This window comes from Salmonella sp. 32120201201600049SM, assembly GCF_017572835.1.
In the GTDB taxonomy this organism is placed as follows: domain Bacteria; phylum Pseudomonadota; class Gammaproteobacteria; order Enterobacterales; family Enterobacteriaceae; genus Salmonella; species Salmonella enterica.
The window spans coordinates 156,805-170,047 of the sequence record NZ_JAGESA010000001.1 but is presented as its reverse complement, the minus strand read 5'-3'; the positions used below and the strand labels follow the sequence as shown (position 1 = coordinate 170,047).

General features: G+C 53.9%; 11 protein-coding genes. 3 read left to right on the top strand and 8 right to left on the bottom strand.

Annotated features, from left to right (window positions below):
• Positions 1 to 27: 27 nt before the first annotated feature.
• From lolE to lolC, 3 genes are read right to left on the bottom strand one after another with little or no spacing between them, the layout of a single operon-like run.
• Positions 28 to 1,272 (bottom strand): lipoprotein-releasing ABC transporter permease subunit LolE, encoded by a 1,245-nt coding sequence (lolE, locus tag J4650_RS00835; protein ID WP_000168091.1) that lies wholly within the window; start codon positions 1,270 to 1,272, stop codon positions 28 to 30.
• Positions 1,272 to 1,973 carry a lipoprotein-releasing ABC transporter ATP-binding protein LolD gene (gene lolD / locus J4650_RS00830; RefSeq protein ID WP_001033714.1) on the bottom strand — a complete coding sequence of 234 codons (702 nt, stop codon included), beginning with the start codon at positions 1,971 to 1,973 and terminating at the stop codon, positions 1,272 to 1,274. Before lolD ends, lolE begins: the two co-directional genes overlap by 1 nt.
• The gene (gene lolC, locus J4650_RS00825) at positions 1,966 to 3,165 is read right to left on the bottom strand and encodes a lipoprotein-releasing ABC transporter permease subunit LolC (protein WP_001670457.1); all 1,200 of its coding nucleotides are present in this window, start codon (positions 3,163 to 3,165) and stop codon (positions 1,966 to 1,968) included. The genes lolD and lolC overlap by 8 nt, the downstream gene beginning before the upstream one ends.
• Positions 3,166 to 3,502: 337 nt before the next feature.
• Here lolC and mfd point away from each other — a divergent pair, with 337 nt between their 5' ends.
• Positions 3,503 to 6,949: a transcription-repair coupling factor gene (mfd, locus tag J4650_RS00820; RefSeq protein WP_001114323.1), complete on the top strand. Its 3,447-nt coding sequence runs from the start codon at positions 3,503 to 3,505 to the stop codon at positions 6,947 to 6,949.
• A 147-nt stretch (positions 6,950 to 7,096) separates the two neighbouring features.
• Positions 7,097 to 8,062 (top strand): L,D-transpeptidase family protein, encoded by a 966-nt coding sequence (locus tag J4650_RS00815; protein WP_000482969.1) that lies wholly within the window; start codon positions 7,097 to 7,099, stop codon positions 8,060 to 8,062.
• A gap of 96 nt (positions 8,063 to 8,158) precedes the next feature.
• On the opposite strand, the gene bhsA is transcribed toward J4650_RS00815, so the two are convergent.
• The gene (gene bhsA / locus J4650_RS00810) at positions 8,159 to 8,416 is read right to left on the bottom strand and encodes a multiple stress resistance protein BhsA (RefSeq protein WP_000800159.1); all 258 of its coding nucleotides are present in this window, start codon (positions 8,414 to 8,416) and stop codon (positions 8,159 to 8,161) included.
• A 241-nt stretch (positions 8,417 to 8,657) separates the two neighbouring features.
• On the opposite strand from bhsA, the gene comR reads away from it, so the two are divergent.
• A complete protein-coding gene (gene comR, locus J4650_RS00805) occupies positions 8,658 to 9,293 on the top strand; it encodes a TetR family copper-responsive transcriptional repressor ComR (protein ID WP_000205986.1) in 636 nt (211 codons plus the stop codon).
• Positions 9,294 to 9,366: 73 nt separating this feature from the next.
• Here the strand turns inward: comR and J4650_RS00800 are convergent, their stop codons facing one another.
• The 4 genes from J4650_RS00800 to nagZ form a co-directional block, all read right to left on the bottom strand.
• Positions 9,367 to 9,906: a glycine zipper 2TM domain-containing protein gene (locus J4650_RS00800; protein WP_001043449.1), complete on the bottom strand. Its 540-nt coding sequence runs from the start codon at positions 9,904 to 9,906 to the stop codon at positions 9,367 to 9,369.
• Between the two features lie 176 nt (positions 9,907 to 10,082).
• Positions 10,083 to 11,387, bottom strand: a complete 1,305-nt coding sequence (gene ndh, locus J4650_RS00795) for an NADH-quinone dehydrogenase (protein WP_000211053.1) — start codon at positions 11,385 to 11,387, stop codon at positions 10,083 to 10,085.
• Positions 11,388 to 11,640: 253 nt separating this feature from the next.
• A complete protein-coding gene (ycfP, locus tag J4650_RS00790; protein WP_000587943.1) occupies positions 11,641 to 12,183 on the bottom strand; it encodes an alpha/beta hydrolase YcfP in 543 nt (180 codons plus the stop codon).
• 24 nt (positions 12,184 to 12,207) lie between these two features.
• Positions 12,208 to 13,233 (bottom strand): beta-N-acetylhexosaminidase, encoded by a 1,026-nt coding sequence (nagZ, locus tag J4650_RS00785; RefSeq protein ID WP_000529340.1) that lies wholly within the window; start codon positions 13,231 to 13,233, stop codon positions 12,208 to 12,210.
• Positions 13,234 to 13,243: the final 10 nt, after the last annotated feature.

Genomic DNA, 13,243 nt, shown 5'->3' with positions numbered 1-13,243 from the left:
ACCGCTCCTTGTTTTTATATTCCGCGATTACTGGCCGCTCAATACTCGCGCAGGGTCAATGTTGCTTGCCCGCCGCGCCGGATACCAGCTCGCCAGTAAGCTTAACAACAACGCCGTGACCAGTACGTAAACAACGTCCAGCCAATGTAATTCGGATGGCAGGAAGTCGATAAAATAGATATCGCCGGACAAAAACTGATGCCCGATCGCCTTTTCAATCCCATTAATAATGGCGGTAAGCTGAAGCGAAACGACAACGCCGATCGCCACGCCAATCAAGCTGCCCAGCAAGCCCGCCAGTAGCCCGTACCAGACGAAAATGGCACGAATCAAACCATCTTTCGCCCCCAGCGTTCTTAATACCGCAATGTCGCCGCTTTTGTCTTTTACCGCCATCACTAAGGTGGAAACGATATTAAAACAGGCCACGCCGATCACCAGAATCATCGCCAGATACATAATGGCGCGAATCATCTGGATATCGCGATACATATAGCCGTAGGTGCCGATCCAGCTCTTAATGTAGACATAGCTGTTAGTCACTTCACCCGCGTCACGCACCAGTTTGTTCGCATTAAACACGTCGTGGACTTTAAGCGCGATACCGGAAACGCTGGACCCCATATCCAGATACTGCTGCGCATCCTCAAGCGGGATCATGGCGAAGCTGTGATCGAGCTGGCCGCTCAGTTGCAGAATCCCAATGACATGCAAACGCACGCGTTTGGGCTGGAGCAACTTATGGTCGGCATTCGCATTGGGGATCATGATGGACACCCAGTCGCCCTGTTTCACGTTCAGCGCATCGGCGACGCCTTTACCGATAATGATCTGCTGCTCGCCCGCTTTGAAATGATCCCAGGCGTGATTTTGCACAAATGACGGTAACGCGCTAAGCTGCTGCTCTTGCTTAGGGTCGACGCCTTTAACCTGAATGGCGCGCAAATTCGCCCCGCTCTCTACCAGGCCAGTAAAATTGATATACGGCGCGGCGGCGGCAATGCCCGGTACCTTCTGCACTTTTGCCAGCGCTTCACGCCAGTTGGTCCACGGCTGATTGACCGCTTCAATCTCCCCGTGTGGAACCACCGCCAGAATACGGTTATTCAACTCGCGTTCGAAACCGTTCATCGCGCTTAAACCGACAATCAATACCGCCACGCCCAGCGCGATACCGATGGTAGAAATGACGGAAATGAGCGAAACCATACCGCCGCGCCGCCGTCCACGGCTAAAACGCAAGCCAATTAACAATGATAAAGGCGACGCCATTACTCCGCCCCCATCAGGCTCAGTTCCGCCGTCAGGCGACCATCGCGCATCTCAAGCTGGCGGCTCATACGTTTCGCCAGTTGCAAATCGTGAGTCACCACCAGAAACGCGGTTCCCTGCAGACGATTTAACTCGCCCAGAAGCTCAAAAATACTGTCGGCATTACGCGCATCCAGATTACCGGTCGGCTCATCCGCCAGTACCAGACGCGGGTTATTCACCAACGCGCGCGCTATCGCGACACGCTGGCGCTCACCGCCGGAAAGTTCCGAAGGTCGATGGGTTGCGCGATGCTCCAGCCCTACAGCGTGCAGCATTTCTCGCGCCCGAGCGTCAATCTCCGCCGGTTTCTTTTTGCCAATCAATAATGGCATCGCCACGTTTTCCAGCGCCGTAAAATCCGGCAGGAGATGATGAAACTGATAGATAAACCCCAGTTTCTGGTTACGTAATTCCGCTTTTGCCGCAGAAGAGAGTTTGCTCATCGGCTGGCCGCTAAAAATCACATCGCCAGAGGTAGGCGTATCCAGCCCGCCTAACAGGTGCAGCAACGTACTTTTACCCGAACCGGAACTGCCGACGATCGCCATCATTTCGCCTTCGCCGATACTGAAGCTGACATCGTGCAACACGTCGGTTTGTACGGTGCCTTCCTGATAGCGTTTGCACAGGTTGTCGCATTGCAACAGGATCTTATTCATAACGTAAAGCCTCAGCGGGTTGAGTGGCGGCAGCGCGCCAGGAAGGATAAAGCGTAGAAAGCAGCGCGATGGCCATTGCCACCAGCGCGATAACGATCACCTGTAACGGCTCTATCGCCACGGGCAACGCAGCGCCATCCAGAAACGCGCCGATGATCGGCATCAGGTTATTCAGTTGGCTGGCAAGCAATGCGCCCAGCGCGGCGCCCAACAGCGCGCCGATAATCCCGGCGCTGGCGCCCTGCACCATAAAGACCATCATAATTTGTCGCGGCGTCAGCCCTTGAGTTTGTAAAATCGCCACTTCACCCTGCTTCTCCATAACCATCAGGCCCAACGAAGTAATAATGTTAAAAGCCGCGACCGCCACGATGAGGCTCAGCAACAATCCCATCATGTTCTTTTCCATGCGCACAGCCTGGAACAACTCGCCTTTGCGTTCGCGCCAGTCCTGCCACTTCGTGCCTTGCGGCAGCGTCTGTTGGCTGAGGGTATCGACTTGCAGCGGTTCATCCAGCCACAGACGCCAGCCGGTAATATTGCCTGCCGGATAGCGCATTAAACGCGACGCGTCCTGAATATTGACCAGCATTTCATAGCCATCGACCTCGCTATTGGCGGCAAATGTGCCAATCACCGTAAACAGACGCTGGCTGGGCAGGCGTCCCATTGGCGTAAACTGGCTGGCAGATGGCACCATTAGCCGAATCTGATCGCCGCGGTTGACCCCTAACTGTCCGGCGAGCTGCTCGCCGAGGATGACATTATACTTACCCGGCTGTAATTCGCTTTGCTTCACATTGACCAGATACGGCGTTAACGGATCTTTTTGCGTCGGATCGATACCCAACATCACGCCAACTGCAACGCTACGCGCGCTTTGCAGTACGACATCGCCCGTCGTCAGCGGCGCAATACGGTTAACGCCTTGCAGATTCACCGCTTTTTCCGGCATCTGACTCGGGTTAAGAGAACCATGTTCAGCAGAGAGGATGGCCTGAGGCATCAAACCAAGAATGTTATTTTGCAGTTCGCGCTCAAAACCGTTCATCACCGACAATACCGTGACCAGCGCCATCACCCCCAGGGTAATGCCGATAGTGGAAAGCCAGGAAACGAAGCGACCGAAGCGATCTGCTGCACGCCCGCGCATGTAACGCAGGCCAATGAATAGAGCGACAGGTTGATACATGTAATCCGTCTGGTTGCTGTTAGCAAAGTCCCGAGTATATAAGCGAAAGCGGAATGCGTAAATGTCTGAACCGTAAGAGTTCGTCAGCGTTATTCTGAAAAAGGCCGACAAATCAAGTCACTTACATGTTCATACTTTACCTGTTCGGCGTGTTATGCGGCGGATTCAATTTGCTAATAAACAACGATCGCGGATAATAAAGAACATTGCTTATCAGTCATATGCCCCTGAATACCTGAGTCCTTCATGCTGTCCTGGCGTGCAGCCAACCATGAAGCAGCCTGAAGGGTGACGCGTAGAGTGCGGCGTAAAACAAAAAGAGATACTGACAACCGTTATGCCTGAAAAACAACGTTACACGCTGCCGACAAAAGCGGGCGATCAGCGCCAGTTGGGCGAACTTACCGGTGCCGCCTGCGCTACGCTGGTGGCGGAGATAGCTGAACGCCATGCCGGTCCGGTGGTACTCATAGCGCCTGACATGCAAAATGCTCTGCGATTGCATGATGAAATCCGCCAGTTTACCGATCAGATGGTCATGAACCTGGCGGACTGGGAAACGCTACCGTATGACAGCTTCTCCCCGCATCAGGAAATTATCTCTTCGCGTCTGTCCACGCTCTACCAGTTGCCGTCGATGCAGCGCGGCGTCTTGATTGTACCGGTAAACACCCTGATGCAGCGCGTTTGTCCGCATAGCTATCTGCATGGTCATGCGCTGGTGATGAAAAAAGGCCAGCGGCTGTCCCGCGACGCTCTGCGCGCGCAGCTTGACAGCGCCGGTTATCGGCATGTCGATCAGGTGATGGAGCATGGCGAATACGCGACGCGCGGCGCGCTGTTGGATCTCTTTCCGATGGGCAGCGAACAGCCTTATCGCCTCGACTTTTTTGATGATGAAATCGACAGCCTGCGTCTGTTTGACGCGGATACCCAGCGTACGCTGGAGGAGGTTGAGGCCATCAATTTGTTGCCCGCGCACGAATTTCCTACCGACAAAGCCGCTATTGAGCTTTTCCGTAGCCAGTGGCGCGATACCTTTGAGGTAAAACGCGACGCCGAGCACATCTATCAGCAGGTCAGCAAAGGCACCCTCCCCGCCGGGATCGAATACTGGCAGCCGCTCTTTTTCAGCGAACCGTTACCGCCATTATTTAGCTACTTCCCCGCCAATACTCTGGTGGTGAATACCGGCTCGCTGGAAACCAGCGCCGAACGCTTTCAGGCCGATACGCTGGCGCGTTTTGAAAATCGTGGCGTCGATCCTATGCGCCCGCTTTTGCCGCCGGAAGCCCTCTGGCTACGGGTGGATGAGCTCTTTTCCGAGCTTAAACGCTGGCCTCGCCTCCAGCTTAAAACCGACCACCTGCCGGAAAAAGCCGCCAATACCAATCTCGGTTTCCAGAAATTACCGGATTTGGCTATCCAGGCGCAGCAGAAAGCGCCGCTGGACGCGCTGCGTAAGTTCCTCGAATCTTTCAGCGGTCCGGTGATTTTTTCTGTGGAAAGCGAAGGACGCCGCGAAGCGCTGGGAGAGCTCCTGGCCCGCATAAAAATCGCGCCGAAGCGGATATTACGCCTGGACGAGGCGCAGGATGCGGGACGCTATCTGATGATTGGCGCCGCAGAACATGGTTTTATCGACACCCAACGCAATCTGGCGCTGATTTGCGAAAGCGATCTCCTGGGTGAACGGGTCGCGCGTCGCCGCCTGGATTCCCGTCGTACGATCAACCCGGATACGTTGATTCGTAACCTGGCGGAGCTCCACGTCGGTCAACCGGTAGTGCATCTGGAGCACGGCGTCGGACGCTATGCCGGCATGACCACTCTGGAGGCTGGCGGCATCAAGGGTGAGTATCTGATGCTCACCTACGCCAATGACGCCAAACTGTATGTGCCGGTTTCCTCATTGCATCTGATTAGCCGCTATGCCGGCGGCGCGGAAGAAAGTGCGCCGCTGCATAAACTGGGTGGCGACGCCTGGTCGCGCGCCCGGCAGAAAGCGGCGGAAAAAGTGCGCGATGTCGCAGCGGAACTGTTGGATATTTATGCGCAACGGGCGGCAAAAGAGGGGTTTGCCTTTAAGCATGATCGTGAGCAGTATCAGTTATTCTGCGACAGCTTCCCGTTTGAAACGACGCCCGATCAGGCACAGGCGATTAACGCCGTATTGAGCGATATGTGCCAACCGCTGGCGATGGACAGGCTGGTGTGCGGCGACGTCGGCTTCGGCAAAACCGAAGTGGCGATGCGCGCCGCGTTCCTGGCGGTGGAAAACCATAAACAGGTAGCGGTACTGGTGCCGACCACGCTGCTGGCGCAGCAACACTATGACAACTTCCGCGACCGTTTCGCCAACTGGCCGGTACGCATTGAGATGCTGTCCCGCTTTCGCAGCGCCAAAGAGCAGACGCAAATCCTGGCGGAAGCCGCCGAGGGTAAGATCGATATTCTGATCGGTACGCATAAACTGCTACAAAGCGATGTGAAGCTACGCGACCTCGGCCTGCTGATTGTCGATGAAGAGCACCGTTTCGGCGTGCGCCACAAAGAGCGAATTAAGGCGATGCGCGCCGATGTCGATATTCTGACGCTCACGGCGACGCCGATCCCGCGGACGCTGAATATGGCGATGAGCGGTATGCGCGATCTCTCTATTATCGCCACCCCCCCTGCCCGTCGTCTGGCGGTAAAAACCTTTGTCCGCGAGTATGATAGCCTGGTGGTAAGGGAAGCGATTCTGCGTGAAATCCTGCGCGGCGGTCAGGTTTACTATTTGTACAATGACGTCGAAAATATTCAGAAAGCCGCAGAGCGGCTGGCGGAACTGGTGCCGGAAGCGCGAATCGCTATAGGCCACGGGCAGATGCGTGAACGTGAGCTAGAACGGGTCATGAACGATTTCCACCATCAACGTTTTAACGTGCTGGTGTGTACTACCATTATCGAAACGGGGATCGACATTCCCACCGCTAACACGATCATCATTGAACGCGCGGATCATTTCGGCCTCGCGCAGTTGCACCAGCTGCGTGGCCGCGTTGGGCGCTCGCACCACCAGGCCTACGCCTGGCTGTTGACGCCACATCCTAAGGCCATGACCACCGATGCGCAAAAACGGCTGGAGGCGATTGCGTCGCTGGAGGATTTAGGCGCCGGGTTTGCGCTGGCGACCCACGATCTGGAGATCCGCGGCGCGGGCGAACTGCTTGGCGAAGAGCAAAGCGGCTCAATGGAAACCATTGGCTTCTCACTCTACATGGAACTGCTGGAAAACGCCGTTGATGCGCTGAAAGCAGGCCGCGAACCCTCGCTGGAAGATCTCACCAGTCAGCAAACGGAAGTCGAGCTGCGAATGCCGTCGTTACTGCCAGATGATTTTATTCCGGATGTTAATACCCGGCTGTCATTCTATAAACGCATTGCCAGCGCAAAGAACGAAAACGAGCTGGAAGAGATCAAAGTGGAATTGATCGACCGCTTCGGCCTGCTGCCCGATCCGGCGCGTAATCTGCTGGATATCGCACGCCTGCGCCAACAGGCGCAAAAGCTCGGCATCCGAAAACTGGAGGGTAACGAGAAAGGCGGAACGATTGAGTTCGCCGAGAAAAACCACGTTGACCCCGCCTGGCTTATCGGGTTGCTGCAAAAACAGCCGCAGCATTTCCGTCTGGATGGCCCGACGCGCCTCAAGTTTATTCAGGATTTAAGCGAACGTAAAACGCGTATAGACTGGGTACGCCAGTTCATGCAGCAACTGGAAGAAAACGCTATTGCATAAGCGTCAGGCCGGGCGTCATTACTCTGCGTCCGGCCTAATCTTTACAAATTCTTTGCACTTCCCTGCAGTTCCAGACACAGCCAACCGCCATAATTCTTATTTCCTCTTTTATAAAAATAACCACATAATAATCATGGGTTTATTATAATGTTCAACAATACGCGACTCTCTCGCTGGTGGGCGTTGCTTGCGCTTACCGCGACCATCATGCTTGCCCTTCCCGCGCAGGCGAATACGTGGCCTCTTCCGCCCCCCGGCAGTCGACTGGTGGGAGAAAATAAATTCCATGTCGTTGAAGACGACGGCGGCTCGCTGGAGGCGATCGCCAAAAAATATAACGTGGGCTTTTTAGCCCTGTTACAGGCCAACCCTGGCATTGATCCTTACGTGCCACGCGCAGGCAGCGTGCTGACGATTCCGCTGCAAACGCTGCTACCGGACGCGCCACGTGAAGGTATCGTCATTAACCTCGCGGAATTACGGCTTTACTATTATCAACCGGGGAAAAATACGGTCACGGTCTACCCTATCGGGATTGGCCAACTGGGCGGCGATACCCTGACGCCAACGATGGTGACGACCATTTCGGATAAACGCGCCAATCCAACCTGGACGCCGACCGCCAATATTCGCGCCCGTTATAAAGCGCAAGGCATCGATCTCCCCGCCGTGGTGCCTGCCGGTCCCGATAACCCAATGGGGCATCACGCGATTCGTTTAGCGGCCTACGGCGGCGTCTATCTGTTACATGGCACGAATGCCGATTTTGGCATTGGTATGCGCGTCAGTTCCGGCTGTATCCGTCTGCGCGACGGTGATATAGAGACATTGTTCCGTCAGGTCACGCCGGGAACCAAAGTGAATATAATCAATACGCCGATTAAAGCCTCGGTGGAGCCAGGCGGCGTGCGACTGGTGGAAGTTCATCAGCCGCTGTCTAAAAATATAGGCGACGATCCACAGGTGCTGCCGATTGTGCTGAATGGCCCGATGCAGGCCTTTAAGGACGCGCCGCAGACCGATGCTGCGGTGATGGAACATGTTATGGAAGTGCGTTCCGGAATGCCGGTGGATGTAACCCGTCAATCAGAGGCGAAACCGCAGTCGCTGTAAGCGTGAATAGCTGACCGACAAAAAAGCCTCGCGATGCATCGCGAGGCTTTCTCTTTTTATTGTGGCAATCGCAGCGGCATTAATGAGGGTTAATGCTTACTTATAGATTACCGCCGTACCGTGGAGGGTATTCGGGCCGGTAACAGAGGTAATACGGAAAGACTTCGCCCCCATCTCCTGCGCTTTTTGCGCCAGCTGATCTTCCAGCGAGCCCAGATTCGTGCCGCCATTCGCGGAAATGGTGCCGAACTTCTGTTGACCTTCTGGCGTTGCCTGAACTTCAACGGCGGCGAAGCTGGCGAATGAGAGCGAACTCAGTACCGCAGCAGCGATGAGGGTTTTTACGTTTTTCATAGTGATGACCTTTAGCAGATGAATGGGTGTCGTAAGCATTAACTTAACGATCGATAAATTAATCATAGATGTGATCTACATCACACGTCAACCTCTTTTTATAATGATCGTTATATAATTTATAAAGATGTTATTTTTCATGTGAATAGAATTGATTTATTTTTCTAATGAATACTCTGGAGCCAGAAGTGGTTTGTTTTTATAATAGAGAGACCGCTCTTTAAACAGGTACAACGGCATCATGACAACGGATACCACGAGTTGCGCGAAGAAAAGCCGTGGCCGACCAAAAGTGTTCGACAGGGAAGCCGCGCTTGATAAGGCCATGACTCTCTTCTGGCAGCACGGCTATGAAGCAACTTCGCTTGCCGATCTCGTAGAGGCTACCGGGGCGAAAGCGCCTACTCTCTATGCGGAATTCACTAATAAAGAAGGATTATTTCGCGCTGTACTGGATCGCTACATCACTCGCTTTGCCTCAAAGCACGAAGCCCAGCTCTTTTGTGAAGAGAAAAGCGTGGAATCGGCGCTGGAAGATTACTTCACAGAAATTGCCGCCTGCTTTACCAGTACAGACACGCCGGCTGGCTGCTTTATGATTAATACGTCCGCCACCCTCGCCGCCTCCTCGCGCGATATCGCCCGCACGGTAAAATCACGCCACGCCATGCAGGAACAGACGCTCATCCAGTTTCTGCGCCAACGTCAGGAGCGCGGTGAAATTCCGGCGCACTGTAACCCGCAGGCGCTCGCGGAATATATAAACTGTATTTTACAGGGAATGTCGATCAGCGCCCGTGAAGGAGCCACCTTCGAACAACTGATGCAAATTACGCGTACGACTCTGCGCATCTGGCCTGAACTACTCAAGTCCTGAACGACGCGGCTTCGGATAAAAAAAGCCCCTCAGCCTGAGCGAATGAGGGGCTAACTTGCAGAGTACAGCTTTTTTATGCTTTGTTATTCAGAACCAGTTGGCCATTGCCGTCGAGGGGAATTTGCGTTCCGGGGTCTTTATCCATGCGGATTTTGCCCTGCTGATCGCCAATTTTGTAGGTCACGTCGTAGCCAAGCATCTTTTCAGATTTGTCATACACCGTCTTACAGCGTTGCTGAGTGGTAGTGTAAGTATCACTTTCCTGCATTGATCCCTGGATTTGATTGCCAGCATAACCGCCGCCCAGCGCCCCGACGACCGTCGCCACATCTTTACCACGACCGCCGCCAAATTGATGTCCAATCACGCCGCCTGCTACTGCGCCAAGCACCGAGCCGGCAATACGGTTTTCGTCCTGAACCGGTCTGCGATGCGTGACCGTGACATTACGGCACTCCTGACGCGGCGTTTTTACCGTCTCTTTAATCGGTTTAGCCGATATCACCTGCGCATATTGCGGACCACGATCAAATACGTTGAGACTGGCCACTGCCGCCACACCCAGCGCAGCCGCTACGCCAATCCCTATACCCGCCAACATTGATTTATTCACGGGAGTTCCTCCTTCGTTGCTATTGGTAACAATTTTGCAACCAGTATGCGAACAAAGCCAATCGGAATGAGGATGAAAAATGCGGGATGAGGCGGTAAAGCTGAAGGATTCGGACAACTCCGAAGCAAGTGATGGAGAAGCGCTCACCGGCGAGCAGCCGGTGAGGCGCAGAGAAATTAATGCAGTTTCAGGCGCGGACGAATGACGCGGTTAATACTGCCCACCAGCATCATCAGGCCGGTTTTAAAGTATCCATGCAGCGCTATCTGGTGCATACGGTATAGCGAGATATACACGAAGCGGGCGATACGTCCTTCAATCATCATTGAACCGCGGGTCAGGTTCCCCATCAGACTACCCACGGTAGAGAAGTTGGACAGAGAGACCAGCGATCCATGATCTTTATACTGGTAAGCTTTCAGCGGTTTGCCATTCATCTGCGCCAGAATGTTATTCATCGCGCAGGTAGCCATCTGATGCGCCGCCTGAGCGCGAGGCGGCACAAAACCTCCCTCCGGACGTGCGCAGGAAGCGCAGTCGCCAATCGCATAAATATCAGGATCGCGCGTGGTTTGCAGCGTCGGTTCCACCACTAGTTGGTTAATGCGGTTCGTTTCCAGACCACCAATCTCTTTCATAAAATCTGGCGCTTTGATACCCGCCGCCCACACCATCAGATCGGCCTGAATATATTCACCTTCTTTCGTATGCAGACCGCCTTCGTCGGCGCTGGTGACCATAGTTTGCGTCAGCACGCGAACGCCCAGTTTGGTCAGTTCATTATGCGCGGCGCTGGAGATACGCGGCGGCAACGCAGGCAGAATACGCTCGCCAGCCTCAACCAACGTCACGTTCAGCGCGTCGTTGGTCAGCCCCTTATAACCATAGCTATGCAGCTGTTTTACCGCATTATGCAGTTCAGCCGACAGCTCAACCCCCGTCGCACCACCGCCAACGATGGCGATATTGACCTTACCGTTCGCGCCCAGATTAGCCGAATACTTGAGGAACAGGTTCAGCATCTCCTGGTGAAAACGGCGCGCCTGATGCGGGTTATCGAGGAAGATACAGTGCTCTTTCACGCCCGGCGTGTTGAAATCATTAGAGGTGCTGCCCAGCGCCATCACCAGCGTGTCATACGCGATTTTGCGCTCCGGCACCAGCAGTTCGCCCTTTTCATCACGCAACTCGGCAATAGTGATGGTTTTCGCTTCGCGATCGATATCCATCACCGACCCCAGCTGGAACTGGAAACCATGATTACGCGCATGAGCCAGATAGCTCAGCGCATCCACGCCTTCGTCCAGAGAGCCAGTCGCCACTTCGTGCAGCAATGGTTTCCACAGATGGCTGTGATTTCTGTCTACCAGCGTGATTTTCGCTTTTTTCTTGCGCCCCAGTTTATGGCCTAACTGCGTCGCCATTTCCAGCCCGCCAGCGCCGCCGCCGACAATCACGATCTTTTTTAATGGTGTAGTCAACGTGACCCCCTTAAATTTATTAACCAATTGTTAATTAAAAGTTATTAGCATAGCCTTTAATTAACAACAAGTTACGTTAATGAGAATAAGCTTCTGATATGAGAATAGCATGAACGGTGCATTGGTCATACCAAAATTGATGTGCATCAAGTTTTCATGCTGAAAAGATAGACAGTTTGCGAGAATTGAGCATAAAAAAACCAGCCGCAAGGCTGGTTATCCGGTCACTGATAACGCCATATTGCCGGGGGCGTTACCCCAGCGTTTTAAACGCTTTGATACGTTGCAAATGCGGCGAAATATTTTTGAATTTGTGAGTCTGTTCCTCATCCCACACAATTTCATAAAACGGGTGAAGCGCTTGCGCTGAGCGTTGGCTGTCCAGCGCTTCGTCATGACGCGAGAGGATCACCAGACAACGATCGCGATTTTTTTCGCGAAAGTTGGTCACGCACTTTGTAGCGATGTCCGCATATTCTTCCGGGCGATCGATTTTCCCCTCCATGTTTTCATAGGGGAACAGGTTCGGGTTAAAAACCACCTGACGGATATCGCACAAAAAGCCAATCCGCTCCGCCCAGTAACCGCCCAGCCCCACGCCACAGATTAAAGGGCGCTCGTCCACATTCAACTGCAACATTTTGTCCACTTCTTTCAGCAGATGCTGCATATCGTGCTTAGGATGCCGCGTACTGTAGCTTACCAGCCGAACATCCGGGTCGATAAACTGTAATTGCAACACTTTTTCATGGTTGCCCGGACTATTTGAATCAAAACCGTGTAAATAAATAATCATCTGGCACCCTCACGAAAACTCGAGTTAATGACCTGCTTTTTCTTCCTGCCAGCGTTCATGTAACTGGTTGAGCTGGGCGCTGGCTGTTTTCCAGCGTGCTGAGTCCATGAGCTCCCGGCGTGAAAATGAACCTTTATGATACAAACGTGTAACACGTTCTGCTTTGATCGGCGACAGATTATCCAACACGCTGACTGCGCCTTTACGATTATTGCAGACCAGAATCATATCGCAACCCGCATCCAGCGACGCCTGAGCGCGCTCAGCATAGCTGCCCATAATCGCCGCGCCCTCCATCGACAGATCGTCGGAGAAAATGACGCCATCAAAGCCTAACTCCTGACGCAGCACCGTTTTCAGCCAGTACGGCGAACCGCTTGCCGGACGCGGATCGATAGCGCGGTAGATCACGTGGGCAGGCATAATCGCATCCAGTTTATTCTCGCTAATCAGCGTGCGGAACACCGACATATCTTTGCCACGGATGTCCGTTTCAGGACGTGGATCGCACGGCGTCTCTTTGTGGGAGTCCGCCGTGACCGCGCCGTGGCCGGGGAAATGCTTACCGGTCGTTTTCATCCCGGCGTCATGCATGCCGTCAATAAAGCGTGTTGCCATTGCCAACGCTTTTGCGGGATCGGCATGATAAGAACGCTCGCCAATTGCCGCGCTGATATGCCCGACGTCCAGCACTGGCGCAAAACTGATATCAATATCCATCGCGATCATTTCGCTGGCCATCAGCCACCCTGCCTCCTGCGCCAGTCGTCCCCCCTCTTCCAGCCCATGCAGCGCAAAAAAAGATTGCGCCGCGGGCAGGCGGGTAAACCCTTCACGGAAACGCTGTACGCGCCCGCCTTCCTGATCGACGGCCACCACCAGATGGTTACGCGATGCCGCCCGAATCTGGCGCACTAATTCGCGCAGCTGTTCCGGGTCATGGTAATTACGCGTGAACAGAATAAGCCCGCCAACCAGCGGATGCGCCAGTATCTCGCGCTCCTCCGCATCCAGCTCACATCCTTCGACATTCAACATTACTGGGCCCACACTGCTCTCC

What these genes read in the sequence shown, in the direction of transcription:
- bhsA (WP_000800159.1), bottom strand. Translation starts at nt 8,416, where the DNA reads ATGAAAAACGTAAAAACCCTCATCGCTGCTGCGGTACTGAGTTCGCTC.
- mfd (WP_001114323.1), top strand. Translation starts at nt 3,503, where the DNA reads ATGCCTGAAAAACAACGTTACACGCTGCCGACAAAAGCGGGCGATCAG.
- lolD (WP_001033714.1), bottom strand. Translation starts at nt 1,973, where the DNA reads ATGAATAAGATCCTGTTGCAATGCGACAACCTGTGCAAACGCTATCAG.
- J4650_RS00815 (WP_000482969.1), top strand. Translation starts at nt 7,097, where the DNA reads ATGTTCAACAATACGCGACTCTCTCGCTGGTGGGCGTTGCTTGCGCTT.
- lolE (WP_000168091.1), bottom strand. Translation starts at nt 1,272, where the DNA reads ATGGCGTCGCCTTTATCATTGTTAATTGGCTTGCGTTTTAGCCGTGGA.
- lolC (WP_001670457.1), bottom strand. Translation starts at nt 3,165, where the DNA reads ATGTATCAACCTGTCGCTCTATTCATTGGCCTGCGTTACATGCGCGGG.
- comR (WP_000205986.1), top strand. Translation starts at nt 8,658, where the DNA reads ATGACAACGGATACCACGAGTTGCGCGAAGAAAAGCCGTGGCCGACCA.
- ycfP (WP_000587943.1), bottom strand. Translation starts at nt 12,183, where the DNA reads ATGATTATTTATTTACACGGTTTTGATTCAAATAGTCCGGGCAACCAT.